Annotated in this window: 24 protein-coding genes and 1 tRNA gene; 9 read left to right on the forward strand and 16 right to left on the reverse strand. The window is 67.2% G+C overall.

Annotation, left to right across the window (positions count from 1 at the left end; genetic code table 11):
* The 5 genes from RTY46_RS05560 to RTY46_RS05580 form a co-directional block, all read right to left on the reverse strand.
* Entirely contained in the window at window positions 1-393 is a 393-nt protein-coding gene (locus RTY46_RS05560) for a hypothetical protein (protein ID WP_312707089.1), read from the reverse strand.
* Window positions 394-424: 31 nt separating this feature from the next.
* Window positions 425-781, reverse strand: coding sequence for a hypothetical protein (locus RTY46_RS05565; RefSeq protein ID WP_312707091.1), 357 nt, complete (start codon window positions 779-781; stop codon window positions 425-427).
* Window positions 778-1,608, reverse strand: coding sequence for a 3-deoxy-8-phosphooctulonate synthase (gene kdsA, locus RTY46_RS05570; RefSeq protein ID WP_108749223.1), 831 nt, complete (start codon window positions 1,606-1,608; stop codon window positions 778-780). Before kdsA ends, RTY46_RS05565 begins: the two co-directional genes overlap by 4 nt.
* Window positions 1,609-1,697: 89 nt before the next feature.
* Window positions 1,698-3,362, reverse strand: a complete 1,665-nt coding sequence (locus tag RTY46_RS05575) for a CTP synthase (protein ID WP_312707093.1) — start codon at window positions 3,360-3,362, stop codon at window positions 1,698-1,700.
* A 399-nt stretch (window positions 3,363-3,761) separates the two neighbouring features.
* Window positions 3,762-3,998 (reverse strand): hypothetical protein, encoded by a 237-nt coding sequence (locus RTY46_RS05580; protein WP_108751520.1) that lies wholly within the window; start codon window positions 3,996-3,998, stop codon window positions 3,762-3,764.
* A gap of 160 nt (window positions 3,999-4,158) precedes the next feature.
* Between RTY46_RS05580 and parE the strand changes: the two genes are divergently transcribed.
* The 3 genes from parE to RTY46_RS05595 all read left to right on the forward strand — a co-directional run bounded on the left by parE (window position 4,159) and on the right by RTY46_RS05595 (window position 8,342).
* Window positions 4,159-6,048, forward strand: coding sequence for a DNA topoisomerase IV subunit B (gene parE / locus RTY46_RS05585; protein WP_108749221.1), 1,890 nt, complete (start codon window positions 4,159-4,161; stop codon window positions 6,046-6,048).
* Between the two features lie 115 nt (window positions 6,049-6,163).
* Entirely contained in the window at window positions 6,164-6,730 is a 567-nt protein-coding gene (locus RTY46_RS05590) for a GNAT family protein (protein ID WP_312707094.1), read from the forward strand.
* 118 nt (window positions 6,731-6,848) lie between these two features.
* On the forward strand, window positions 6,849-8,342 hold the full coding sequence (locus RTY46_RS05595; protein WP_312707095.1) for a S10 family peptidase: 1,494 nt from the start codon (window positions 6,849-6,851) through the stop codon (window positions 8,340-8,342).
* Between the two features lie 515 nt (window positions 8,343-8,857).
* Here the strand turns inward: RTY46_RS05595 and RTY46_RS05600 are convergent.
* Window positions 8,858-9,979 carry an inorganic phosphate transporter gene (locus RTY46_RS05600; RefSeq protein ID WP_312707096.1) on the reverse strand — a complete coding sequence of 374 codons (1,122 nt, stop codon included), beginning with the start codon at window positions 9,977-9,979 and terminating at the stop codon, window positions 8,858-8,860.
* Between the two features lie 13 nt (window positions 9,980-9,992).
* Entirely contained in the window at window positions 9,993-10,619 is a 627-nt protein-coding gene (locus RTY46_RS05605) for a DUF47 family protein (RefSeq protein WP_079221423.1), read from the reverse strand.
* A gap of 292 nt (window positions 10,620-10,911) precedes the next feature.
* Between RTY46_RS05605 and RTY46_RS05610 the strand changes: the two genes are divergently transcribed.
* Window positions 10,912-12,216 (forward strand): hemolysin family protein, encoded by a 1,305-nt coding sequence (locus tag RTY46_RS05610; protein ID WP_108771435.1) that lies wholly within the window; start codon window positions 10,912-10,914, stop codon window positions 12,214-12,216.
* Window positions 12,200-12,859, forward strand: coding sequence for an exopolysaccharide biosynthesis protein (locus tag RTY46_RS05615; protein WP_108752728.1), 660 nt, complete (start codon window positions 12,200-12,202; stop codon window positions 12,857-12,859). The genes RTY46_RS05610 and RTY46_RS05615 overlap by 17 nt, the downstream gene beginning before the upstream one ends.
* Window positions 12,860-12,946: 87 nt before the next feature.
* Here RTY46_RS05615 and RTY46_RS05620 read toward each other — a convergent pair whose 3' ends face one another.
* The 4 genes from RTY46_RS05620 to RTY46_RS05635 form a co-directional block, all read right to left on the reverse strand.
* Window positions 12,947-13,444, reverse strand: a complete 498-nt coding sequence (locus tag RTY46_RS05620; RefSeq protein ID WP_108755889.1) for a pyridoxamine 5'-phosphate oxidase family protein — start codon at window positions 13,442-13,444, stop codon at window positions 12,947-12,949.
* Between the two features lie 69 nt (window positions 13,445-13,513).
* Complete coding sequence (locus RTY46_RS05625; protein WP_108749214.1) at window positions 13,514-14,509, reverse strand: LLM class flavin-dependent oxidoreductase; 996 nt, start codon at window positions 14,507-14,509, stop codon at window positions 13,514-13,516.
* 113 nt (window positions 14,510-14,622) lie between these two features.
* Entirely contained in the window at window positions 14,623-15,390 is a 768-nt protein-coding gene (locus tag RTY46_RS05630) for a sulfurtransferase (protein WP_312707097.1), read from the reverse strand.
* Window positions 15,391-15,781: 391 nt separating this feature from the next.
* Window positions 15,782-16,147, reverse strand: coding sequence for a DUF6164 family protein (locus RTY46_RS05635; RefSeq protein WP_312707098.1), 366 nt, complete (start codon window positions 16,145-16,147; stop codon window positions 15,782-15,784).
* A 66-nt stretch (window positions 16,148-16,213) separates the two neighbouring features.
* Here RTY46_RS05635 and RTY46_RS05640 point away from each other — a divergent pair, with 66 nt between their 5' ends.
* Complete coding sequence (locus RTY46_RS05640; protein ID WP_312707099.1) at window positions 16,214-16,648, forward strand: FKBP-type peptidyl-prolyl cis-trans isomerase; 435 nt, start codon at window positions 16,214-16,216, stop codon at window positions 16,646-16,648.
* Complete coding sequence (locus tag RTY46_RS05645) at window positions 16,635-17,885, forward strand: TIGR03862 family flavoprotein (RefSeq protein WP_312707100.1); 1,251 nt, start codon at window positions 16,635-16,637, stop codon at window positions 17,883-17,885. The genes RTY46_RS05640 and RTY46_RS05645 overlap by 14 nt, the downstream gene beginning before the upstream one ends.
* 179 nt (window positions 17,886-18,064) lie before the next feature.
* Here RTY46_RS05645 and RTY46_RS05650 read toward each other — a convergent pair whose 3' ends face one another.
* The 5 genes from RTY46_RS05650 to RTY46_RS05670 all read right to left on the reverse strand — a co-directional run bounded on the left by RTY46_RS05650 (window position 18,065) and on the right by RTY46_RS05670 (window position 23,215).
* A complete protein-coding gene (locus tag RTY46_RS05650) occupies window positions 18,065-18,526 on the reverse strand; it encodes a GNAT family N-acetyltransferase (protein ID WP_312707102.1) in 462 nt (153 codons plus the stop codon).
* 85 nt (window positions 18,527-18,611) lie between these two features.
* A complete protein-coding gene (locus RTY46_RS05655) occupies window positions 18,612-20,234 on the reverse strand; it encodes an FMN-binding glutamate synthase family protein (protein WP_312707104.1) in 1,623 nt (540 codons plus the stop codon).
* A 54-nt stretch (window positions 20,235-20,288) separates the two neighbouring features.
* Window positions 20,289-21,575, reverse strand: a complete 1,287-nt coding sequence (locus RTY46_RS05660) for a nucleotide sugar dehydrogenase (protein WP_312707106.1) — start codon at window positions 21,573-21,575, stop codon at window positions 20,289-20,291.
* A 117-nt stretch (window positions 21,576-21,692) separates the two neighbouring features.
* Entirely contained in the window at window positions 21,693-22,136 is a 444-nt protein-coding gene (locus tag RTY46_RS05665; RefSeq protein ID WP_312707108.1) for a BLUF domain-containing protein, read from the reverse strand.
* 62 nt (window positions 22,137-22,198) lie between these two features.
* Entirely contained in the window at window positions 22,199-23,215 is a 1,017-nt protein-coding gene (locus RTY46_RS05670) for a TraB/GumN family protein (RefSeq protein ID WP_312707110.1), read from the reverse strand.
* A gap of 115 nt (window positions 23,216-23,330) precedes the next feature.
* Here RTY46_RS05670 and RTY46_RS05675 point away from each other — a divergent pair.
* Window positions 23,331-23,417 (forward strand) — tRNA-Leu (locus RTY46_RS05675).
* Window positions 23,418-23,439: 22 nt separating this feature from the next.
* On the forward strand, window positions 23,440-24,528 hold the full coding sequence (locus tag RTY46_RS05680; protein ID WP_312707112.1) for a DUF1176 domain-containing protein: 1,089 nt from the start codon (window positions 23,440-23,442) through the stop codon (window positions 24,526-24,528).
* The last annotated feature ends 4 nt before the right edge of the window (window positions 24,529-24,532 follow it).

Below are 24,532 nucleotides of genomic sequence, written 5' to 3' on the forward strand. Positions count from 1 at the left end.
TTATCCCCGGCTGCCCGCCGCTTGCCAAATGATGTCGCCGATCACGACCGGATCCTGGCCATGCGCCAGCATCGGCACGGCCACGATCATGCCCAGCAGGGCCAGCAGCAACGCCGCCACCGCGGCCATGCCACGCCCACGCCGCAGGCGCCACGCCAGCACCGACGCGGCGCCACTGCCCAGCGCGGACACTGCCAGCACGCCGATGGCCGCAAACAGGGCCACCTGCACCGATTCCAGCGCATGGCTGCCATCGCCAGGTGAACCGATGGCCGACAGAAACACCAGCAGGCCTGCGCCCAGGGCCGCCCAGGCCAGCACGGCCAGGCCGAGCGCGCACAGGCCCCAGGGCCACGGACGGCGCGAAGCGGGCGCGGAAGATGTTGGATTCATGAGGTGAATGGGCTCCCCGCCCGGGTGAGGATCACAGCTGGATCAGCGCGACCCCGCCCAGCAGCAACGCCAACGCAATCAACAGCAGGCCTGCCAGCATGGCCGCACCACGCGCACGACGCAGGCGCCAGCCCAAGACGGTCGTGACCGCGCTCGCCACGCCCGACACGACGGCCGTGTTCAGGCACGCCCAGGCCAGCGTGTGCTGCCAGCGCGGCGCGGCGCCGTCTCCGGGCATGCGCATGCTGCCCGCTGCCAGCAGTACGGCATAGGCCAGCGCCGCCCACATCAACAGGCTGAAGGCCACGGCCACCCAGCCCCACGGCCACTGCCGCCAGTGCCGCCGGCGACGCTGGGCTTCCAGCGCCGCCCACGGATCACGACTCACGCGAAGCGCGAGAAACCGTGCTTCTTGGTCACCGCATCGAGCTCCATCAGGGTCTCGAGCAGGGCTTCCATCTGGTCCAGCGGCCACGCATTGGGGCCATCGGACAACGCCTTGGACGGGTCCGGATGGGTTTCGGCGAACAGGCCGGAGATGCCCACGGCCACGGCGGCACGCGCCAGCACCGGCACGTGTTCGCGCTGGCCACCGGAGCTGGTGCCCTGCCCGCCCGGCAACTGCACCGAATGGGTGGCATCGAACACCACCGGGCAGCCGGTATCACGCATCACCGCCAGCGAACGCATGTCGCTGACCAGGTTGTTGTAGCCGAAGCTGGCACCGCGTTCGCAGACCATGATCTGCTCGTTGCCGGTGGACTTGGCCTTTTCCACGACCGGCTTCATGTCCCACGGCGCCAGGAACTGGCCCTTCTTGATGTTGACCGGCTTGCCGGCGGCACACACCTTGCGGATGAAATCGGTCTGCCGGACCAGGAATGCCGGGGTCTGCAGCACGTCCACCACCGAGGCCACTTCGTCCATCGGAGTGTATTCATGCACGTCGGTCAGCACCGGCACGCCGATCTGCTTCTTCACTTCGGCCAGCACCTTCAGGCCCTCTTCCATGCCCGGGCCGCGGAAGGCGGTGCCCGAGGTCCGGTTGGCCTTGTCGAAGCTCGACTTGAAAATGAAGTTGACGCCAAGCTTGTCGGTGATCTCTTTCAGCTTGCCGGCGGTATCGAGCTGCAGCTGCATCGACTCGATCACGCAGGGGCCGGCGATCAGGAACAGGGGCTGGTCCAGCCCGACCTCGAATCCACACAGTTTCATGGCGTTTCCTTGTTTGTCCGCTGCGCCGGGACGACCGGCGCGCTGGGGTTGAAGCATGCAGGATGGGGGCCGCAACCCCCATTCACAAGTCAGGCGCGGGCTTCGGCCAGCAGTGCGCCACCGGCCTTGCGCTCACGCGCGGCGCGGATGAAGCCGATGAACAGCGGGTGGCCGTCGCGCGGCGTGGACAGGAATTCCGGATGCGCCTGGCAGGCCAGGAACCACGGGTGCGCATCGCGCGGCAGTTCCACCACTTCCACCAGGGTGTCGTCCATCGACTTGCCGGAGATCACCAGACCGGCATCTTCCAGCTGGGTGCGGTAGCGGTTGTTGAACTCGTAGCGGTGGCGATGGCGCTCGGCCACCACGTCCTTGCCGTAAAGCTCGCGGGCCAGGGTGCCCGGCTTAAGCCGCTGCTCCTGCAGGCCCAGGCGCATGGTGCCACCGAGGTCGCTCTTGTCGTCGCGCTTTTCGACGTCGCCGGTAGCGGTACGCCATTCGGTGATCAGGCCGATCACCGGGTCCGGCGACTGGCGGTCGTTCTCGGTGCTGTTGGCCTGCTCCAGGCCCAGCACGTGGCGCGCGTAGTCGACCACGGCGGCCTGCATGCCGTAGCAGATGCCGAAGTACGGCACGCTGTTCTGGCGGGCGAACTGCGAGGTCAGCACCTTGCCCTCGAAACCACGGTCACCGAAGCCACCCGGCACCAAGATGCCGTCGACATCGGCCAGCGCGGCCATGTCGGTGCCTTCCAGGTCCTGCGCTTCCAGCCACTTCAGGTTGACCTTGGTGCGCTGGCGCAGGCCGCCGTGCTTGAGGGCTTCACCGACCGACTTGTAGGCGTCCTGGTGGTCGACGTACTTGCCGACCACGGCGATGGTCACTTCATCCAGCGGGTGCAGGGTGGCATCGACGGCGTCTTCCCACATCGACAGATCCACCGGGCCGACCTTGTCGGCCAGCTTCAGCTGGTTCACCACGATCTCGTCCAGGCCCTGCGCATGCAGGCCCGAGGGAATGCGATACAGCACGTCCACGTCCGGCACGCTGATGACGGCGCGTTCGGAGACGTTGGTGAACTGGGCGATCTTGCGGCGCTCCGAATCGGGCACGGCCTGCTCGGAACGGCACAGCAGCACGTCCGGCTGGATGCCGATCGAGCGCAGTTCCTTCACCGAATGCTGGGTCGGCTTGGTCTTCAGTTCACCGGCGGCGCCGATGTAGGGCACCAGGGTAAGGTGCATGAACAGCGCCTTCTCCGGGCCGCGCTCGGTGCGCACCTGGCGGATGGCCTCCAGGAACGGCAGCGATTCGATGTCGCCCACCGTACCGCCGATCTCGACCAGGGCCACGTCGTAGCCCTCGGTGGCTTCATCGATGCAGCGGCGGATCTCGTCGGTGATGTGCGGAATGACCTGCACGGTCGCGCCCAGGTAGTCGCCACGGCGCTCCTTGCGGATCACGTTCTCGTAGATGCGACCGGTGGTGACCGAGTTCTTGCGGCTCAGGCGGGTGCGCACGAAACGCTCGTAGTGGCCCAGGTCGAGGTCGGTCTCGGCGCCATCGTCGGTGACGTAGACCTCGCCGTGCTGGAACGGGCTCATGGTGCCCGGGTCCACGTTGATGTACGGGTCGAGCTTCATCATCGTGACCTTCAGGCCACGCGCTTCAAGAATGGCGGCCAGCGACGCAGCGGCAATGCCTTTGCCGAGCGAGGACACCACGCCGCCGGTTACGAAAATCAAGGGAGTCATGGCTGCAAGCATCCTGTCTGGAAATGGAAAACGGCAGCACCACGCCTGCCCGGGGGGCAGACAGGGTGCAGAGAGGGGGTTTTCCGGTTCGCTGGGACAGCGAGGGAGGTGCGGACCTGGCCGGCGGCTGGCGCCGGGCGGGAACCTTCGTGCGAGGTCGGGGCGGCCGTGCCGGCCATTTCGACCGTCACCTGCGACCCGCATTGCTGGAGGCCAGACCTGGCCCTTCCAGCCCATTCGCAAAGGGTGGACACGCACTTACTCCCGGAAAGCCATAGTTTACAGATAGATGGCCGCCAACCCAAGGGGCAGATGACGGCAAGGGCAAAAGAAAACGCCCCGCAATGCGGGGCGTTCAGGATCAGAACCCTTGTACCAAAGGCCTGGCGGACCGAAGCCTCAACGCTTCTTCCGCGCTTCCTCTTCTTCTTCCTGCTGCGGGACCGGCTGGCCCTTGGCCTTCATTTCGGCATTGGCCTGGGCCCGGCGCTTGGCTTTCGCGTCCGCCTCGGACTGCGCCGCCTTGTCGGCCTGGTCGTTCTGCTGCGGGGCCGGCTGGCCGGCGTTCTGCGCCATGACCAGGGGCACGGCAACGGCGGCAGCGGCCAGGATCGCAATGGTCAGCAACTTCTTCATGGAGTCCTCCTCGCGGTATGGCTTCGACATGGGGGTGCCGGCGTCTGGATTCCAGCGGGGTCCATTTTACCCCCTCCCTGCCGCCGAGGCTGAACCGCAGGCGTGCAAAATCGCGTTCCAGACCGCACACTTGCGCGTCGCTCCAAGCTTCCGAACATAGATGAACGCCCGCTATAACGCCGCCGATATTGAAGTCCTGTCCGGCCTTGACCCGGTCAAGCGCCGTCCCGGCATGTATACCGACACCGCGCGCCCGAACCATCTGGCGCAGGAAGTGATCGACAACTCGGTGGACGAGGCGCTGGCCGGCCATGCCCGTTCGATCGAGATCACCCTGTACAAGGACGGCAGCGTGGAGGTCAGCGATGACGGCCGCGGCATGCCGGTGGACATCCACCCGGAAGAGAAGATCCCCGGCGTGGAGCTGATCCTGACCCGCCTGCACGCGGGCGGCAAGTTCAGCAACAACAACTACACCTTCTCCGGCGGCCTGCACGGCGTGGGCGTCAGCGTGGTCAATGCGCTGTCCACCCTGGTGGAGGTGCACATCAAGCGCGAAGGCGCCGAGCACCGCATCACCTTCCGCAACGGCGACCGTGCCACCCCGCTGGAAGTGGTCGGCACCGTGGGCAAGAAGAACACCGGTACCCGCGTGCGCTTCTGGCCCGACCCGAAGTACTTCGACACGCCCAAGTTCGCCGTGCGCGCGCTCAAGCACCTGCTGCGCGCCAAGGCGGTGCTGTGCCCGGGCCTGACCGTGAAGCTGACCGACGAGGCCACCGGCGAAGTCGATACCTGGTACTACGAAGACGGCCTGCGCGATTACCTGAAGCTGGAACTGGGCGAGCGCGAATCGCTGCCGGCCGACCTGTTCGTGGGCAACCTGAAGAAGGACACCGAGGTGGTGGACTGGGCCGTGGCCTGGCTGCCGGAAGGTGAGCTGGTGCAGGAAAGCTACGTCAATCTGATTCCCACCGCCCAGCACGGCACCCACGTGAACGGCCTGCGCACCGGTCTGACCGAGGCGCTGCGCGAGTTCTGCGACTTCCGCAACCTGCTGCCGCGCGGCGTCAAGCTGGCCCCGGAAGACGTGTGGGACCGCGTCTCCTTCGTGCTGTCGTTGAAGATGACCGACCCGCAGTTCAGCGGCCAGACCAAGGAACGCCTGTCCTCGCGCCAGGCCGCCGGCTTCGTCGAAGGCGCCGCCCACGATGCCTTCAGCCTGCTGCTGAACCAGAACGTGGAACTGGGCGAGAAGATCGCGCAGATCGCCATCGAGCGTGCCAGTGCGCGCCTGAAGACCGAGAAGCTGGTCGTCCGCAAGAAGGTCACCCAGGGCCCCGCCCTGCCCGGCAAGCTGGCCGACTGCATCAGCCAGGACCTGTCGCGCACCGAACTGTTCCTGGTGGAAGGTGATTCGGCAGGCGGCAGTGCCAAGCAGGCGCGCGACAAGGATTTCCAGGCCATCATGCCGCTGCGCGGCAAGATCCTGAACACCTGGGAAGTGTCGTCCAACAGCGTGCTGGCCTCGGAAGAAGTGCACAACCTGGCCATCGCCATCGGCTGTGACCCGGGCAAGGATGACATCAGCGGGCTGCGCTACGGCAAGGTGGTGATCCTGGCCGACGCCGACTCCGACGGCCTGCACATCGCCACGCTGTTGACCGCCCTGTTCCTGAAGCACTTCCCGGCGCTGGTCGATGCCGGCCATGTGTTCGTGGCGATGCCGCCGCTGTTCCGCATCGACGTGGGCAAGCAGGTGTTCTACGCGCTGGACGAGGAAGAGAAGCGTTCCATGCTGGACAAGATCGAGCGCGAGAAGATCAAGGGCGCAGTGAACGTGACCCGCTTCAAGGGCCTGGGTGAAATGAATCCGCCGCAGCTGCGCGAATCCACCATCCATCCCGATACGCGCCGCCTGGTGCAGCTGACCGTGGACGATGGCGAGCAGACCCGCTCGCTGATGGACATGCTGCTGGCCAAGAAGCGCGCCAGCGATCGCAAGGGCTGGCTGGAAAGCAAGGGCGACCTGGCTTCGCTGGAAGCCTGACCCTGGCGCGGGGTCAGAGCCCTTTCCTGCGGAAAGGGATCCGACCCCGTCCTTCCGCCGCCATCGGCAAAGCCGGCGGCGCGATAATGCGCGTTCATCTGCGTGGACCACCGTATTGCCCAGCCACTCGCTGCTGTTCCCGGGCCTGCCGCTGCACAGCGCGCGCCTGGTCCTGAGCCCGATCCGCCGCGACGACGCCGCCGCGCTCTACGCCCTGCAGTCCGATGCGGAGGTGATGCGCTGGTGGCACCACCCGGCGTGGACGCGCCCCGCAGAGGCGCGCGCGCAGATAGACGATGATCTGGCCGCACAGGCCACCGGCAGCCAGCTGAAGCTGGCAGTACGCGAATCGATCGATGGTCCATTGCTGGGCATCTGCGTGGTGTTCGCGCTGGACCGGGATGCACTGCGTGCCGAGATCGGCTACCTGCTGGCGCCGGCGCAGCAGGGCCAGGGCTACATGCATGAGGCGCTGCAGCGAGTGCTGGACTATCTGTTCCAGACCCTGCAACTGCACCGCGTGGAAGCGGAGATCGATCCGCGCAATGCGCCTTCGGCACACGTGCTGGAGCGACTTGGCTTCGCCCGCGAAGGACTGCTGCGGCAGCGCTGGCGCATCCAGGGCCAGCTGTCGGACTCTGCCGTGTACGGCCTGCTGGCCGACGACGCGCGCACGCCATAGCGGGCTTGACCGAATCTGGCCGCAACGGGCCGGATGGCGGGGCCATGCCTTTGGACACATACCCCGCGCGGCGCAGGGACCTAGCATCGCAGTCCCCTTCCGCTACCGCTCTGGTGCCATGAAGTCCCTGCTGCACACTGCCGCGCTCTGCGTCGGCCTGCTTGTCACGCACGCCGCTGCCCACGCGGCACCCGCTGCCGACGCCGCTGAAACCAAGGCGCCCGCCAACGAAATGACCGCCCTGCCGGCCGATGCTTCGGTGCGGCAGAGCATGCGCCTGGGCGGCCGCACGCTGGACTACACCGCCACTGTGGGCACCCTGCCGGTGCGCGATGAGAAGGGCAAGGTGATCGCTGATGTGGTGTTCACGGCCTACACGATGCCCGGCAAGGACCGGCCGGTGACCTTCGCCCTCAATGGCGGCCCCGGTGCCTCGTCGGTCTACCTCAACCTGGGTGCGATCGGGCCGAAGGTGGTCACCTTCGGTTCGGAAGGCGACAGTGCCTCGGCCCCCGCCACCCTGCACGACAACCCCGGCACCTGGCTGGACTTCACCGACCTGGTGTTCATCGATCCGGTGGGCACCGGCTTCAGCCGCGCACGCATCGGCGATGACGAGGCGAAGAAGCAGCTGTACACCCCCAGCGCCGACATCGAGTACCTGTCCCGCACCATCTATGACTGGCTGCTGCGCAACCAGCGCATGGCATCGCGCAAGTACCTGACCGGCGAAAGCTACGGCGGCTACCGCGGGCCGCGCATCACCCACTACCTGCAGACCCGGCTGGGCGTGGCGATGAACGGGCTGGTGCTGGTGTCCCCCTACCTGAGCCCGACCCTGGAAGACAACGCCGATGTTTCGCCGATGGCGTGGATGCAGACCCTGCCCTCGATCGCCGCCGCGCAGCTGGAGCGGCAGGGCAAGCTGACCAATGCGGCGATGCGCGAGGTGGTCGAGTACACCCGTGGCGACTACGCAACCGCGCTGATGAAGGGTCGCAGCGATCCGCAGGCGACCGAGGCGATGCTGCGCCGGGTGACTGAGCTGACCGGGCTGGACCCGCAGTTCGTGCGCCGCGCCGGTGGCCGCCTGGAAACGCAGGCGTACCTGCGCGAGGTGTTCCGTGACAAGGGCACGCTGGGCAGCCGCTACGACTCCAACGTGACTGCGTTCGATCCGTTCCCGAATGATCCGGAGCAGCGCGCCAACGACCCGCTGCTGGACAGCATCATCGCGCCGACCACCACGGCGATGGTCGACTTCGTGACCCGGGTGGTGGGCTGGAAGGTGGATGCGCGTTACCAGGCACTGAACTACGACGTGAACCGGCTGTGGGACCGCAATGGCGACCTGCGCCAGGGGGCAGTGACCCAGCTGCGCCAGGCGGTAGCGATCGACCCGCACCTGCAGGTGCTGATCGTGCATGGCTGGAACGACCTGTCGTGCCCGTTCATGGGTTCGATCCTGACGGTGGACCAGATGCCGACGATGGGCAGCAACCCGGACCGGGTGCAGGTACGCAGCTATCCGGGCGGGCATATGTTCTACAGCCGGGCCGACAGCCAGGCCGCGTTCCGTCGCGATGTGCAGGCGCTGTTCCAGCGCAACTGAGGTGGGCTAAAGGCCGGGCCTGCGGCCCGGCACCCGCTGACGGCAACGGCAACGGCAAAGGCAAAGGCCTGCATCTCGGGGGCGGCGGGATGGGGTGGGCAGGCGGGGGACGGCAAAAACCGCTCCTGCGTGCCTCGTAGAGCGCCTTGCTCGTGTGCGCTGTCCTGCGCACACGGCAAGACCGGGGTTGGGCGTCCTGCCCAACCCGCCCGGCGCATGCCCCGGGCCCATGGCGCTCTGCGCCCCCGCCTGCCCACCCCACCCCGCCGCTGACAGGTTCCTGGCGTTGTTGGTGGGTGGTCGACCGTCTGCTGCTGGTGGGTGCCGACCGTTGGTCGGCACGGGCTCTGACCCTGGCTCTGCTCTGGTAGGTGTCGACCTTGGTCGACACGATGGGTGCGGAAGAATGGTTTCGCCCACGAAAAAGCCCGCCGGAATCCGACGGGCTTTTTCTGTTTCCGGGGGTCGGAACCCTTTCCCGCAGGGAAAGGGCTCTGACCCCGGGGCTGCGGGCATCAGGCCCAGCCGGCCAGCTCGAACAGCTTCAGGATCAGGTACGCACAGCCACCGGCCGCCGGGATGGTCAGGATCCAGGCCCAGACGATGCGTTCGATCACGCCGAACTTCAGCGAACGCGGGTTCTTGGCAAAGCCCACGCCCATGATCGCGGTGGAGATGCTGTGGGTGGTCGAGACCGGCATGCCGAAGTGGGCAGCCAGGGTCAGGATGGTGGCCGAGCTGGTCTCCGCGGCAAAGCCGTGGATCGGGTGCAGCTTCACCATCTTGTGGCCCAGGGTCTTGATGATCTTCCAGCCGCCGGAGGCGGTACCGGCAGCCATCACCACCGCACAGGTCAGCACGATCCACATGGCAATGCCGTCGCCGGCGCTGGCATCGGGATGCATGAACGCCAGCCACGACGGCAGATTGTCCAGCGCGCCGGTGGCTTCAGCGCCGATCAGGGTCATGGCGATGATGCCCATGGTCTTCTGCGCGTCGTTGTGGCCGTGGGCGAAGCCCATGTAGGCCGCCGAGGCGATCTGCGCCTTGCCGAAGAAGGCATTGACGATGCGCGGACGGGCCAGGCGGCCGATGGCACCACCGACCTTGGCCAGGCCGGCGATCAGCGCCCACAGCAGCACCATCACCACGATGCCCAGCAGGAAGCCGGCGATCGGCGAGGTGATCATCGGCACGAACACCTTCCACAGCAGGCCCTTGTTCTGCGCCCAGCTGCCCAGTCGTTCGGACCAGATCAGCGCGTCCCAGTTGTTGTGGGCGGCGGCCAGGCCGGCACCACACAGACCGCCGATCAGCGCGTGCGAGGACGAAGACGGCAGGCCCTTCCACCAGGTGATCAGGTTCCAGATGATGCCGCCCAGCAGCGCGCACAGGATCACCTGCGGGGTGACATCGACCACGTTGGTGTTGAGCAGGCCCGAGGCGATGGTCAGCGCCACCGCGGTACCGGTCAGCGCGCCGATGAGGTTCATGAAGGCGGCCAGCATCACCGCCCAGCCGGGCGAGAGCACCTTGGTCGCCACCACGGTGGCAATGGAGTTGGCGGTGTCGTGGAAGCCGTTGATGAACTCGAAGACGAGCGCGGCCAGGATCACCACCAGGACAAGGGTCAACATGCGGCGGCGTCCGTCAGCTGTTCTTCAACACGATCTGGTACGCCACCACGCCGGCCTCGCGGCAACGGTCGATGGCCTTTTCCAGGATCTCGAAGAATTCCTTCAGCAGGAACATCTGCAGGTTGTCCAGGCGACCGGAGTAGATGTCGCGGTACAGCTCCAGCATCAGGCGGTCGGCTTCGTTTTCCAGCGAACGCAGCTTCTCGTTCAGCGCAGTCATCCGGTCCAGGTTCATGTGGCGCAGGTCGGCCACCATTTCCACGACCACACCGGCAGCCTGTTCCAGCATCGCCGCGCGCGGCGCGAAGTCGATGTGTTCCAGGTGGGTGGTGGCCAGGGAATAGCGATCGGCGAACTTCTCGATCTGCTTGGGAATCTTGTACAGGGCCGAGCCCAGCGCTTCGATGTCTTCGCGCTCGATGGGGGTCATGAAGCTGTCCACCAGCGCCTGACTGATCTTGTCCGACGCCGCGCGCTCGCGCAGGCGGGCCAGCTTGAAGGCGTCCAGCGCCGGCTGGCGGTCGGCCTCGCGCAGCATGGAATGCAGCGCCTTGGCGGCATCGTTGGCCGCGACGGCAGCCTCATCAAGCAGGGTGTAGAACTGTTTGCCGGAACCGAAAATGGTCTGCAGAGAGAACATTGAGAAACCTGTCAGCCGTCGCGGGAAGGACGGCACCAGAGGGAATTATGACGGCTAGATGACCATCACGGGTATACCCGCCCGCTTCCGGGGGTGGAAAACCCCCAACCTGAACAGGCAGTTGCCATCCCGCCACGCCCCTTTGCTAAGATGCCAGCGCGCCCCCGGGCGCACCTTATGGACGACGACCCTTATCCCCCCGCGCCGCGCCGGACCCCGTTCCTGAGCGCCAGCCGCCACCGCAAGCACCCGCCCTCCCTGCCACCAACCGGGGACGACGCCCGTGTTTGAAATGATCCTGATTGTCTTCGCGCTTGTTCTGCTGAACGGGTTCTTCGCCATGTCCGAGATGTCGGTCATGACCTCGCGCAAGAGCCGCCTGAAGCAGATGGCCAGCACCTCCAAGCGCGCGGCCAAGGCGCTGGAACTGTCCGAGAAGCCGGAAAGCTTCCTGTCCACCGTGCAGATCGGCATCACCGTGATCGGCGTGCTGACCGGCTACCTGGGCGGTGAAGCACTGGGCGAGGCGTTCGCCGGTTGGATCCAGGGGCTGATGCCGGGCTTTGCCTACGCCGGCAAGATCGGCACGGTGCTGGCGGTCAGCCTGATCACCTTCATCACGCTGATCTTCGGCGAACTGGTACCCAAGCGCCTGGCACTGACCCGTTCGGAGTCCATCGCCGGCCTGGTGGCCATGCCGATGAGCTGGCTGGCCAAGCTGGCGCTGCCCTTCGTCTGGCTGCTGTCCAAGACCACCCAGCTGGTGCTGAAGGTACTGGGCCTGGGCAATGACGAAGCCGCCTCGGTCACCGAAGAGGAGATCCGCATGCTGGTGGCCGAAAGCCACGAAGCCGGCGTGATCGACGCCCACGAGCGCGACATGATGAACCGCGTGATGCGCCTGGGTGACCGCACTGCCGACAGCCTGATGACCCCGCGCAACCGCATTGCTTGGCTGGACACCCAGGCTGGCCTGGAGCGCAACCTGGAAATCATGGCCGAGCACGAGTTCTCGCGCTATCCGGTGTTCCGCGACAACGACCAGGACGTGGTGGGCGTACTGGAACTGAAATCGCTGGCCACCCGCATGGCACGCGGCGACAACGCGTTGTTCCAGACCCTGCGCGAGGCGCTGTATGTGTCCGAGTCGACCCATGCGATGAAGCTGCTGGAAATCTTCCGCGAGGAACAGCAGTCGATGGCGCTGGTGGTGGACGAATACGGTGAAATCCAGGGCCTGGTGACCATCAGCGACCTGATGGGCGCGGTGGTCGGCCGCCTGCAGGCGGTGGAGAACGCCGACGAGGATGCGCTGGTGGTGACCCGCGAAGACGGCTCGCTGCTGGTGGATGGCTCGTTGCCGATCGAAGACCTGCGCGAACTGATCGGCAGCAACGAGCTGCCCGATGCCGAGGAAGGCGATTACTACACGCTGGCCGGCATGTGCATCCACTACTTCGGCCGCATCCCGCATGCGGGCGAGTATTTCGACTGGGCCGGCTGGCGCTTTGAAGTGGTGGACCTGGACGGTGCCCGCGTGGACAAGCTGCTGCTGCGCACCCTGTCGGACGAGCAGGCCGATGAGCTCACCGCCTGATCCAGGCCACGGCGCGGGCGACGAGCGCCCGAGCTATCGCAACGAGGGCATCCGCACCCTGTTGGCGATGTTCGAATTCGGTGATCCGGCCCAGCACATGAAGCTGGGCCAGATCCTGCAGGACCTGCAGCAGAGCGCGTTCGGCGTATTCCTGTTCGTGGCCATCCTGCCGGCCTTCATTCCCATTCCGGGGCTGGGCGGCGCGGTCAGCGGGCCGCTGGTCATCCTGATCGGGCTGCAGATGCTGTTCTGCATGCGCAAGCCCTGGCTGCCGGGCTTCATCGCCCGCCGCGGGCCCCGCCGCGGCACCATGCACCGGTTCCTGGACCGCATCGACCGGCCGCTGCGGCGGCTGGACCGCATGCTGAAGCCGCGCATGCCGCAGTGTGTGGCGCCAGCGCCGGCGCACGCCTTCACCGGTCTGCTGCTGGTCCTGCTGGGGCTGCTGCTGTCGCTGCCGATTCCCTTCACCAACTACCTGTTCGGGTTCCAGCTGCTGCTGTTTTCGCTGGCGTTGCTGGAACGCGATGGCGCGTTGATGCTGTTCAACTGGATTGGCGGCGTGGTGGCGGTGGCCTTCTTCGGTTTCAGTTCCGGCCAGCTGGTCGGTTACACCGCGGACCTGTTCCAGCGCTGGTTCTGAGCGTTGGCCGCAGGGCTCGCCGGGCATGGCCCGGCGCTACCCACCACGACCCGATCGGTAGTGCCGGGCCATGCCCGGCGGGGTGCCTCACCGCAGATCAATGAACCCGTTATCGCCCAACTGCGACGGATCATCCTGCACTGCCGACAACACGAAGCTCAACGCCTTGCCCAGCAGCGTGCCTGGGCCTTCCCAGTACTCGGCGGTCTCCGCACGCACCTGGATCAGGCGCAGGTTCGGATCATCCTTGCCGCCGGGGAAGAACAGCTTCATCGCCGGCGACCACAGCGCCTCGATCTTTTCACGATCGTCGACGATGCGCGCCCGGCCAGACACCGACACGTAAGTATTCTTCGACGTGGAGGCATAGGCCACGTTGACCCGCGGATTCAAGGCGATCTCGGCCACCTTCGGGCTGTCGGCGGCGGTGGCAAACCACAGGTCGCCGTCGAAATCGACCTGCTGGGTGCCCAGCGGCCGGCTGTACAGCCGACCGTCCACGCCGGTGGTGGTGAACATGGCCACCTCCACGTCCTTGATCAGTTCGGACAACTGGGCGATGTGCTCGGCACGGGTATCGGTCATGGAAGGGGCTCCGGAATCAGGAGCCCCCATCAGACCGCGTCGCCCTGCAATGCGCCGTGACGCAAACGTTCAGCCGGCGTGGCGGGCGTGCCAGGCCTGCATGGCCAGTTCGAACGAACGCAGGCGCGCGCGGTGGTCATACAGGTTGGCGGTCAGCAGCAGCTCGTCCGGCGCATGGCGGTCGACGAAGGCGGCGATCCCCTCGCCCACCTGCTGCGCATCGCCCAGCACAGTGCAGGCCAGCGCGCGTTCCACGCCCAGCTTTTCGTGCGGTTCCCAGAAGCTGTCAATGTCGTCGATCGGCGCGGGGATGCGGCCTGGGCGGCCACGGCGCAGGTTGACAAAGCTCTGCTGCTGGCTGGTGAACAACCGGCGCGACTCGGCTTCGCTGTCGCTGGCGACGACGTTCAGCGCCAGCATCGCGTGCGGCTGCTTCAGCGTGGCCGAGGGACGGAACTCGCGGCGGTAGACGGCCAGCGCTTCGTCCATCGCGTCGGGCGCGAAGTGCGAGGCGAACGCGTACGGCAGGCCCATCGAGGCGGCCAGGCGCGCACCGAACAGGCTGGAGCCGAGGATCCAGGTCGGCACCCGCAGGCCGCCACCGGGGACCGCCTGCACCGCCTGCCCGGCCTGCACCGGCTCGAAGTAATGCAGCACTTCGCGTACGTCCTGCGGGAACTGGTCGGCACTGTCGAAGTAGCGGCGCAGCGCGCGCGCGGTGGGCTGGTCGGTGCCCGGCGCACGACCCAGGCCCAGATCGATGCGGTCCGGGTACAGCGACGCCAGCGTGCCGAACTGCTCGGCCACCTGCAGCGGCGCGTGGTTGGGCAGCATGATGCCGCCGGCGCCAACGCGGATGCGGCGCGTGCCCCCGGCCACATGGCCGATCAGCACCGCCGTGGCGGCGCTGGCGATGCCGGGCATGTTGTGGTGTTCGGCCAGCCAGTAGCGGCGGTAGCCCAGCGCATCGGCGTGCTGGGCCAGTTCCAGCATGTTGGCGAAGGCGGCGGTGGTATCACTGCCCTCGCAGACCGGGGCCAGGTCGAGGATCGACAACGGGATCATCAGGCGGTTTTCCGTCACAGGATTCCCCATGGATGGGGTCGATACGGCGCCACGGCCAGTGTCGGTGGCGGAATGCTGATTCCCGCAGGACGGATCCAGCCCCCGCCAGACGCTCAGAACGCGCTGGGACGGGGCTCGGGCAGCGGCTGGTCGACCAGCGGCTTCAGCTCGGCATCCAGCGCCACGCGCTCATCGAACACGAAACAGCGGCCCTCATACCCTTCGCCGCCGACCTCCTCGAAGTAGCCAAGAATGCCGCCATCGAGCTGCAGGACGTTGTCCATGCCATCGTTGACCATCCACAGCGCCGCCTTCTCGCAGCGGATGCCACCGGTGCAGAAGCTGACCACGGTGCTGTCCTGCAGCGCCTGCCGGTGCGGCGCCAGCGCTGCAGGCAGATCGGTGAACTTCTCGATGGGCAGCACCAGCGCATCCTTGAAGGTGCCGTGGGCCACTTCCTGCAGGTTGCGCGTATCAAGCATGACCACCGGTTTGCCGGCATCGTCGTGGCCCTGCCGCAGCCAGCGCTGCACGGTGGCCGGATCCACGGCGGGGGCACGCGGATAGTCCAGCGGTTGGCCATCATCGCGGCGGAAGCTGATGATCTCGTCCTTCACCTTGGCCTTCAGCCGCGCGAAGGGCTGGTGTTCGCTGAAGCTGGTCTTGACCCGCATGCCCGCAAAGCGCGCATCAGCGTGCAGCTCCGCATAGAAGCCCCGCACCGCCTGCGGCGCCCCGGCCAGGAACAGGTTCAGCCCCTCGCCGGCCACCAGGATCGTGCCACGCAGGCCCACGGCCTCGGCCCGCGCCAGCAGCTGGTCGCACAGGGCCTGGGGGGCGTCGATGACGGTGAAATGGTAGGCAGCGGTATTGGCGATCATTCCGCCATTTTACCGCCTTCAGACATCGGGGTCAGAGCCCTGTGCGCAGCAGAGGGATCCGACCTCGTGCGGTTCCCTGTGTCGACCAAGGTCGACACCTACCAACAGCCGCGGGGAACTGTCAGAGGCGGGGCGGTGGGGGCAGGCGGGGGCGCAGAGCGCCATGGGCCCGAGGCATGCCTCGGGCGGGTTGGGCAGGACGCCCAACCCCGGTCTTGCCGGGCGCGCAGGATTGCGCGCACGAGCAAGGCGCTCTACGAGGCACGCAGGAGCAGCTCTTGCCGTCCCCCGCCTGTCCCCACCGCCCTGCCCGTTCACGGAAAACCCGCTTTTGACGTTGACGTTGACGTTGCTTCGGCGGGTGCCGGGTGCAACCCGGCCGCAACAGCCCCTACCCCCGCAACAGCATGAACGGCAGCAGCACCAGCGCCGCCGCACCCGCCATCCCCAGCAGCACCAGCACCACGAACAGCGGCCGCCGCCGCAGCAGGCTGCCGAACGTTTCGGCCGTGCCATCGCGCAGCGCCTGCTCGCGCTCAGCACGGATGCGCGGCGCGCGCTCGGCCTGGTAATCGGCCATCAGGGCCTTGGCCCGCGGCTGGTCCGCGTCATCGCGCAGCCACAGGCCGCCATTGGAAATGCCCCAGGGGCTGGGTTCGGTGCGATACCAGGCGATGCCGTGCTGGTCCAGCAGGGTGCACACATCGGCGTACTCGTCGTCGCCGACATTGCGCAGGTTGAGCAGAAGTTTGGCCATGCCACCATGATACCCGGCGCCGATGCGCTACCCTTGCCGCCCGCGAACACCCTACGGAGACGCCCGATGCGCCGCCTGCTGCTTCCCCTGCTGCTGTCCCTTGTTGCCGCCGGTTGTTCGTCCGAACCCGCCGGCCCGCCGCCGGGCGGCACCCTGACCACCTTCGAACGCATCGATACCCAGGTGGGAACCGGCGCCGAAGCCGTGCCCGGGCAGAAAGTGACCGTGCACTACACCGGTTGGATCTACGACAAGCGCACCGAGAACAAGCACGGCAAGACCTTCGACAGCTCGGTCGGCCGCGGCCAGCCCTTCGTCTTCGCGCTGGGCGCCGGCCAGGTCATCCGTGGCTGGGACGAGGGCGTGGCCGGCATGAAGGTGGGTGGCAAGCGCACCCTGATGATCCCGCCGGAGTATGGCTACGGCGACCGTGGCGTCGGCCCGATCCCGGCCGGCTCCTCGCTGGTGTTCGACGTCGAGCTGCTCGATGTCCAACCCTGATCTGCAACCGCCGCGCCGCGTCGCCGTGGTCGGCGGCGGCCCGGCTGGCCTGTTCGCCGCCGAGCGCCTGCGCGCCGCCGGTCTGGAGGTCGATCTGTACGAGGCCAAGGGCTCGCCCGGCCGCAAGTTCCTGATTGCCGGCAAGGGCGGGCTGAACCTGACCCATTCCGACGAACGGCCCTTGTTCGACAGCCGTTACCGCGAACACAGCGCCGCCGTGGGTGAGTGGCTGGACGGCTTCGATGCACAGGCGCTGCGCGACTGGGCCGCGGGGTTCGGCGTGGCCACCTACGTCGGCAGTTCCGGCCGGGTGTTCCCGGTGGACCGCAAGGCGGCCCCGCTGCTGCGCGGCTGGGTGCGCCGCCTGAAGGAACAGGGCGTGCGCCTGCACGTCAATCACCGCTGGATGGGCTGGACCGACGATGGCGCCCTGCGTTTTGCCAGCGAGCACGGCGAGGTGCAGGTACACGCCGATGCCACGGTACTGGCCCTGGGCGGCGGCAGTTGGCCGCAGCTGGGCAGCGATGGCACCTGGGTGGCACCGCTGCAGGCGCGCGGCGTGGATGTCGCGCCGCTGCAGTCGGCCAACTGTGGATTCGACGTGGACTGGAGCGCGCATTTCGCCCAGCGCCATGCCGGCGCTCCGCTGAAGCCGGTCGTGGCGCACTGGATCGATCTGCAGGGCCAGCCGCAGTCGCTGCAAGGCGAATGCGTCGCCAGCAGCTATGGCATTGAAGGCAGCCTGGTCTACGCGCTGTCCGCCGATCTGCGCGAGACCCTGAACCGCGATGGCCACGCCGTGCTATGGCTGGATCTGGTACCCGGCCGCGACGAGGCACGCCTGCTGGCCGACCTGTCACGTCCGCGCAAGGGCCGCAGCTTCGGTGAACACCTGCGCCGCCAGGCCGCGCTGGATGCAGTGAAGGCCGCGTTGGTGTTCGAGCACCTGGGCAAGGACGCAGGCAACGATCTGCCGGCCGTGGCAGCAACGCTCAAGCGCCTGCCCCTGCGGCTGCTGCGGCCGCGGCCGATGGCCGAGGTGATCAGTACCGCAGGCGGCGTGCGCCTGCAGGCGATGGACCGCCAGCTGATGCTCAATGCCCTGCCCGGCGTGTTCTGTGCCGGCGAAATGCTGGACTGGGAAGCGCCCACCGGTGGCTACCTGCTGACGGCGTGCTATGCCAGTGGCCTGCGCGCCGCCGAAGGCGCGATCGCCTGGCTGGCCGGGCATTCGTAAAGTCGAGCAAGCTCGACTGCCTTTGTAGAGTCGAGCTTGCTCGACTGCCTTTGTAGAGTCGAGCCATGCTCGACTGATGGGAAAGCAGTCGAGCATGGCTCGACTGTACAAGGGCGGGGAAAGCAGTCGAGCATGGCTCGACTCTACAAGAGCGGAAAAGCAGTCGAGCAAGCTCGACTCTACAGGGGGCGGTGCATGCGCACCGAGGCCAGGGCTGCGCCGCTGGGGTGCGGGTACAGCTCCTCCCGGTCGGCCACGAAGCCCTGGCGCTGGTAGAACGCTACGGCATTCAACGATGCCGACAGCACCACCTCACGGATGGGATCGGCCATCGCCAGCAACTGCTGCATCAGCGCTTGGCCGATACCCTGCCCGCCACGGTCGGGATCGACGAACAAGGCGTCGACTTCGTTGGCGTCGCTGTCGAACACGCCAAACCCCAGCAATGCGCCCTGCGCATCCTCGGCCACCACGCAACCACCCTGCCCCAGCAGCCGCGCGTACTGCGACGGTGGCGGCGAGGCCGACCACGGTGCAATCACCTCGGGCGGATAGTGGCTGCTGCAGGTCTCGCGCACGCAGCGGGTGCGCAGCGCCCACAGCGTAGCTACGTCATCGGCGGTACCGGTTCTGAACTGCATGGCATGTCCTTGTAGAGTCGAGCCATGCTCGAATGCATTGCGATCAATGGGAGCAGTCGAGCATGGCTCGACTCTACAACCGAGGCTAGCGCGACTTGCTGGCGCGCAGCGCCTGGATGCGCGCCGGCGGCTGGAACGAATCGCTGCGTGCATCGGCCCAGAATGCATGGAAGACCGCGTGGTCGGGCACCTTGTGCAGCAGCTCGCCCGGTTCCAGGTAGCGGTACAGCGTGGCCAGCGAACGGATCTCGACCGGCGAAACGCGACGCAGGATGTGCTCCGGCCCCAGTTCGGCCGGATCATTCAGACCTGCCGCGCACAGCAGTTCCTTCAAGGCGTGCAGGGTGTGCTCGTGGTAGCTGTAGACGCGCGTGGCCTTGTCCGGTGCATCCAGGTGCTTCCAGCGCGCCGGGTCCTGGGTGGCGATGCCGGTAGGGCATTTGTCGGTGTGGCAGCTCAGCGACTGGATGCAGCCCAGCGCGAACATGAAGCCACGACCCGCATTGCACCAGTCCGCACCCAGCGCGATGGTGCGGGCGATATCGAACGCACTGGTGATCTTGCCCGCCGCACCGATGCGGATGCGCTCGCGCAGGTCCAGCCCGACCAGGGTGTTGTGCACCAGCAGCAGGGCCTCATGCATGGGCACGCCCACGTGATCGACGAACTCGGCCGGTGCCGCACCGGTACCACCCTCGGCGCCATCCACCACGATGAAATCGGGAAGCAGGCCGGTCTCGTGCATGGCCTTGGCAATGCCGAACCATTCCCACGGATGGCCGATGGCCAACTTGAAGCCCACCGGCTTGCCGCCTGAGAGTTCGCGCAGGCGCGCAACGAACTGCAGCAGCTCCACCGGTGTGGAAAACGCTGAATGGCGCGACGGTGAGACACAGTCCACGCCCATCGGCACGCCACGGGTCGCGGAAATCTCCGCGGTGACCTTCGGCGCCGGCAGCACGCCGCCGTGACCGGGTTTGGCGCCCTGGGACAGCTTGATTTCGATCATCTTCACCTGATCGTGGGTCGCGTTGGCAACGAAGCGCTCTTCGCTGAAGCCGCCCTTCTCGTCGCGGCAACCGAAGTAGCCCGAGCCGATCTCCCACACCAGATCACCGCCCATTTCGCGGTGATAGGGCGAAATCGAGCCTTCGCCGGTGTCGTGGTAGAAGCCGCCGCGGCGAGCACCGTCGTTCAACGCGCGGATCGCATTGGCCGACAGCGAACCGAAGCTCATCGCTGAAATATTGAACACGCTGGCCGAATACGGCTTCGCACAGGTCGGCCCGATCAGCACACGGAAGTCGTGCTTGCCGATGGCAGTCGGCGCCAGCGAGTGATTGATCCACTCGTAATCCACGGCATAGGTGCTGCGCAGGGTGCCGAACGGCACGGTGTCCATCTCGTTCTTGGCGCGCTGGTAGATCAACGCGCGCTGCTGGCGCGAGAACGGCACGTCCTCAAGGTCGCTCTGCACGAAGTACTGGCGGATCTCCGGGCCGATCGATTCCAGGCCGTAACGGAAATGGGCCATCACCGGATAATTGCGCCGCAGGGTGCTGCGCTTCTGCAGCACATCCCAACAGCCGAGCGCCACCATCGCCGCGGACAGGCCCACACCCCAGTACCAGGCGGGCCAGAGCGCGGCCAGCCACAGGCTGACCGGCAGCATCAGGATGGCGAGCACGAAGACAATGTAGCGGTGCATGGCGTTCCTCGGTTGCAACTGCCCCGAGTCTACCGCGTGGCAGGTGTACGCCCGCTAGAGGCGATCATCCACCACGCTGCGCGGCCACGCTGACTTCACGTCGTACACCAGCCCGCCCGGTGCCAGCAGTGCGCGGATCTGATCTTCGTCCAGCGCGGTGAACGCGGCGTGCGCCACAGCCAGCACCACGGCGTCGTACGCGCCCGCCTGCGGCTGCTGCAACCACTGCACGCCGGTATCGGCCAGCGCTGCGGGCCCCACCCACGGATCGCTCACATCGACCCGTGCACCGCCTTCGCACAGACGTTGGGCCAGCTCCAGCGCGCGGCTGTTGCGCAGATCCGGGCACTCTTCCTTGAAGGTCACGCCCAGCACCAGGATGCGCGACTGCGCCGGGCTGCGCCCGCGCTCGTCCAGCATCGCCAGCACCCGCGCCGCCACATGCTCGCCCACGCGGTTATTGACCTGGCGCGCAGTGTGGATCAGATCGGGGTGGTAGCCCACGCTCTCGGATTTGTGCAGCAGGTAGTACGGGTCCACGCCAATGCAATGGCCACCGACCAGACCCGGCCGGAACGGCAGGAAGTTCCACTTGCTGCCCGCGGCATCCAGCACGTCCTGGGTGTCGATGCCCAGCCGGTCAAAGATCAGGGCCAGCTCGTTCACCAGGGCGATGTTGACGTCGCGCTGGATGTTCTCCACCACCTTGGCCGCCTCGGCCACGCGCATCGAGGGCGCCGGGAACGTGCCGGCACGGATGATCTGCCGGTACAGGCCATCGATCACCGCCGCGACCTCGGGCGTGGAGCCGGATGTGATCTTGCGGATGTCCGACAGGCGCCGCGCGCGATCACCCGGGCTTACCCGTTCCGGACTGTAGCCGCAGTAGAAATCCTGGTTGAAGCGCAGGCCCGAGCCCTGCTCCAGCAACGGCACGCACACTTCCTCGGTAGTGCCCGGATACACCGTGGATTCGTAGACCACCACATCCCCCGGCCGCAGGTGGCCGGCAATCAACCGGCTGGCCGAACGCAGCGGCTCCAGGTCCGGCTGCTCGTAGGCATCGATCGGGGTGGGCACCGTGACGATGTAGACATTGCACGCATCAAGGTCAGCCGGGTCGCTGCTGTAGCGCAACTGCGTGGCAGAGGCCAGTTCGTCCGGCTCCATTTCCAGGGTGTGGTCCTGGCCACCACGAAGCTCAGCGATCCGCGCCTGGTCGATGTCAAAGCCCAGCGTTGCCAGCTGCTGGCCGAAGGCCACGGCCAGCGGCAGGCCGACATAGCCCAGACCGATCACGGCGGGCGCCGGCGCCAGCGCTGCACGGATCGCCACGCTCATGCGCACAGCCCCAGGGGCATCGAAAAGGGGCAAGGGCTCATCCGGGCATCCACAGGCGGTCAATCATGCCTGCAAGAGTAACGGCCCCAGGCATCGCAGGTCACGCCCGCGCGCGCCCTAGCCCAGACTGACCGCCGCCGGTTCCAGTTCGCCATGCCCGCCCATCCACGAACGCAGCAGCAGCGCGAAGCCGGTGCCAGGGCGGTACGGATCGTTGTCGAAGCCCTGCCAGGGCGCTGCCACGATACTGGCCAGTGCTCCCGGTTCGATCATCCGGTTGGCCATGGTCCAGCGCGGAAACCATCGCGCCCGCAACGGGCCTGCGGCCAGTTCGGTCAGACAGCTGTGCCGACGCGCATTGACGATGCGGGCGTGCACCGAGGCCAGGCCATCCCGCGGGCCCTCGGCGTACTGCAGGAACCGGGTGCCGTCGTACATCAGCACGCCGGTGACCCCGGCCATGCGATTGAAGGCGGTGGCATCGGCCAGCAACGCGTCCAGCGCAGGCACGTCCAGCCCTTCCGTGGCTGTACTGACGTAGGCAAACGCGTGCAACGACATGGCCCATCCCCCTGGTGGATGAATGGGACTATGACACGAACCTGACGCGCTGCCTACGAGGGCTACTCCGGCGGTGCTTCAACCACGTAGCCGCGCTGCTGCAACGCCTGCAGATAGCCTTCGCCCAGCAGCAGACTGACCGGCACAGTGGCGAAGGTGGCCGCGTGCTGCTGCAGCGCGCGGTCCACCCCCTGCAACCAACGCTGGCGCACCTGCTCGGGCAGATCGCTCCAGCCGCGACGGCGCACGAAGGCCGAGTCCTGCAGCACTTCGCGGCAGGTCTGCGCCATGGTCGAGCCGGACAGGCGCCGCAGCGCGGCCACATCGCCCAGCGCCCATGCGTTGGCCCGTTCGCGCAGCACCGGTGCCTGGAACTCGACGGTATCCAGCGTGCGCTCGAAGCACGCGCGGTCGTCGACCTCGGTCACCTGCAGTTCCTTCAGCGTGGCGCGTGCATCATCGATCTTCAGCGTGACCTTCAGCACCTCCGGCTGCAGGCCACGCACCTTGTAGAGCCGCTGCAGCGCCTTGTCCACCTGCTTGCCATCGCGCAGCCCGTTGCGTTTCAGGAAGGCCTGGTACAGGCGCCCGGACGCTACCAGTGGACGCTCCTTCTCGACGCTGCGATCGGTGCCGAGGTACATCTGCTTGAGCTGCAGCCAGCGAGCGTAGGTCGGCGCCGACAGCACCTGCTGCAGCGTGCGCCCCTGGGGGTCGCGCGCGGTCCTGCGGGCCAGCGGCAGCAGGGTCAGGCCCTTCAGCAGACCCACCTGCGGATCGACCTTGAAGCCCGGCTCGCCCAGCACATGGTCAACCCCCGCGATCGTGCGCTCGACCTCGTCGGGACGCCACTCCACGCCGGCGGGCAACGGCGAAACGATGCCCAGGATCCACATCACATGCCCCTGCGGCGCCGTCACTTTCCACAAACCCGGGCCCGGCTGTTCGCCGGTCACCTGCACGGTGGCCATGTCCACCACGCCATCGGGCGGTGTCGGCCCCTGCTGTGCCGCCAGCGGCCCCGCCGCCAGCAGCATCCACAGCCCGCAGACGATCGTTCGTGTGCACTGCATCGCCATGTCGCCCTTCCCGTGTGCGTTGGCGGACTGTAGCGGGCAGCGGCGCGGCGCGCGTAAAACCTGCGTTAGCCGGTGCCGGACCGGCCGATTCCGCTACAATCTGCGCGCGCTGCAGGCCCGGATGGCGAAACTGGTAGACGCATCGGACTTAAAATCCGCCGGGGGCAACCCCATGCCGGTTCGATTCCGGCTCCGGGCACCACCCAGGCCAACCAAGGATTCCCATGCACAGGATGTGCCTGCTGCTGTTGCTGGTGCTTGCCCCCAGCGCGCGCGCCGCCACACCGGTCTACAGCGACCTGGGCGACTGGCAACTGACCTGCGACAACCGCAATGACTGCGTGGCCGTGGCCCGCGCGGTGGGCTATGCCGGGCACCTGCGCATCAGCCGCGCGGGCGGCCTGCGCAGCGTGCCGCAGCTTGAACTGTTCGCGCCGGGCGTTTCCGCGCCGCACTGGCGGGTCGATGGTGAGACCCCCGCCTTCGACGATCCCGGCCGTGTGCTGGCACCCGGGCACCAGCAATGGACCGGCATGGCGGCCGTACGCGCTCGCCTGCAGAGCCTGCGCGGCGGCCACGTATTGAATAACGGCGCACAGGACATCGAATCGATTTCGCTGAGCGGGGTGGACGCGCTGCTGCAGGCCTTCGACCGTGCGCAGGGGCGCAGCGGCACCGACGATGGTCTGCGGCCCGGAAACGCGACGGCGCAGGCACACCTGCGCGACGCCCTGCCCACCCTGTCGACGCCGGCGTTTGCCCGGCGCGTGCTGTCGGCGACCGCGCGCGCGAACCTCATCGCCGCTCTGCGCAGGCTGCAGGCACCGGCATTGGCCCAGCAGCACTGCGATGCGGACGACGACAGTCTGTCCCGCGCGCACGACGATGCCTGGGCAATCGACGCCACCCACGATCTGGTGTTCATCGGCTGCCAGGCCGGCATGTACAACGCCAACGTGGTGGCCTTCGTGGTCGCCGACGGTCAGTTGCCGCACACACGGCCACTGCAGCTGGAGGTGGCCGACGCCCCGGCGGTCAGTGACGATGAAACCCGCTTCGTGCTGCCGCGGCTGGGCTGGCCACGCTTCGATGCCGCGCAGGGCCGCCTGGCCGAAACCACCCTGTTCCGCGGCGCCGCCGATTGCGGCCACGCAGCCAGCTGGCGCTGGGATGGCCGGCAGTTCCAGATCGAGACTCTGCAGTTGCAGCGCAACTGCATCGGCGGCGAGCCCGGTGACTGGCCACTGCTGTGGCGCAGCGTGGGCGGCCCGATCAATGTCGCCCGCCAGTACGGCCCGCTGCGGGCCGAATGACGTA

It is taken from the genome of Stenotrophomonas sp. (genome assembly GCF_032056425.1).
In the GTDB taxonomy this organism is placed as follows: domain Bacteria; phylum Pseudomonadota; class Gammaproteobacteria; order Xanthomonadales; family Xanthomonadaceae; genus Stenotrophomonas.

Excerpts from the sequence above, each read along its gene's own strand:
- RTY46_RS05560 (WP_312707089.1), bottom strand. The coding sequence starts at position 393 with ATGAATCCAACATCTTCCGCGCCCGCTTCGCGCCGTCCGTGGCCCTGG.
- kdsA (WP_108749223.1), bottom strand. The coding sequence starts at position 1,608 with ATGAAACTGTGTGGATTCGAGGTCGGGCTGGACCAGCCCCTGTTCCTG.
- RTY46_RS05575 (WP_312707093.1), bottom strand. The coding sequence starts at position 3,362 with ATGACTCCCTTGATTTTCGTAACCGGCGGCGTGGTGTCCTCGCTCGGC.
- RTY46_RS05580 (WP_108751520.1), bottom strand. The coding sequence starts at position 3,998 with ATGAAGAAGTTGCTGACCATTGCGATCCTGGCCGCTGCCGCCGTTGCC.
- parE (WP_108749221.1), top strand. The coding sequence starts at position 4,159 with ATGAACGCCCGCTATAACGCCGCCGATATTGAAGTCCTGTCCGGCCTT.
- RTY46_RS05595 (WP_312707095.1), top strand. The coding sequence starts at position 6,849 with ATGAAGTCCCTGCTGCACACTGCCGCGCTCTGCGTCGGCCTGCTTGTC.
- RTY46_RS05600 (WP_312707096.1), bottom strand. The coding sequence starts at position 9,979 with ATGTTGACCCTTGTCCTGGTGGTGATCCTGGCCGCGCTCGTCTTCGAG.
- RTY46_RS05605 (WP_079221423.1), bottom strand. The coding sequence starts at position 10,619 with ATGTTCTCTCTGCAGACCATTTTCGGTTCCGGCAAACAGTTCTACACC.
- RTY46_RS05610 (WP_108771435.1), top strand. The coding sequence starts at position 10,912 with ATGATCCTGATTGTCTTCGCGCTTGTTCTGCTGAACGGGTTCTTCGCC.
- RTY46_RS05615 (WP_108752728.1), top strand. The coding sequence starts at position 12,200 with ATGAGCTCACCGCCTGATCCAGGCCACGGCGCGGGCGACGAGCGCCCG.
- RTY46_RS05620 (WP_108755889.1), bottom strand. The coding sequence starts at position 13,444 with ATGACCGATACCCGTGCCGAGCACATCGCCCAGTTGTCCGAACTGATC.
- RTY46_RS05625 (WP_108749214.1), bottom strand. The coding sequence starts at position 14,509 with ATGATCCCGTTGTCGATCCTCGACCTGGCCCCGGTCTGCGAGGGCAGT.
- RTY46_RS05630 (WP_312707097.1), bottom strand. The coding sequence starts at position 15,390 with ATGATCGCCAATACCGCTGCCTACCATTTCACCGTCATCGACGCCCCC.
- RTY46_RS05635 (WP_312707098.1), bottom strand. The coding sequence starts at position 16,147 with ATGGCCAAACTTCTGCTCAACCTGCGCAATGTCGGCGACGACGAGTAC.
- RTY46_RS05640 (WP_312707099.1), top strand. The coding sequence starts at position 16,214 with ATGCGCCGCCTGCTGCTTCCCCTGCTGCTGTCCCTTGTTGCCGCCGGT.
- RTY46_RS05645 (WP_312707100.1), top strand. The coding sequence starts at position 16,635 with ATGTCCAACCCTGATCTGCAACCGCCGCGCCGCGTCGCCGTGGTCGGC.
- RTY46_RS05650 (WP_312707102.1), bottom strand. The coding sequence starts at position 18,526 with ATGCAGTTCAGAACCGGTACCGCCGATGACGTAGCTACGCTGTGGGCG.
- RTY46_RS05655 (WP_312707104.1), bottom strand. The coding sequence starts at position 20,234 with ATGCACCGCTACATTGTCTTCGTGCTCGCCATCCTGATGCTGCCGGTC.
- RTY46_RS05660 (WP_312707106.1), bottom strand. The coding sequence starts at position 21,575 with ATGAGCGTGGCGATCCGTGCAGCGCTGGCGCCGGCGCCCGCCGTGATC.
- RTY46_RS05665 (WP_312707108.1), bottom strand. The coding sequence starts at position 22,136 with ATGTCGTTGCACGCGTTTGCCTACGTCAGTACAGCCACGGAAGGGCTG.
- RTY46_RS05670 (WP_312707110.1), bottom strand. The coding sequence starts at position 23,215 with ATGGCGATGCAGTGCACACGAACGATCGTCTGCGGGCTGTGGATGCTG.
- RTY46_RS05680 (WP_312707112.1), top strand. The coding sequence starts at position 23,440 with ATGCACAGGATGTGCCTGCTGCTGTTGCTGGTGCTTGCCCCCAGCGCG.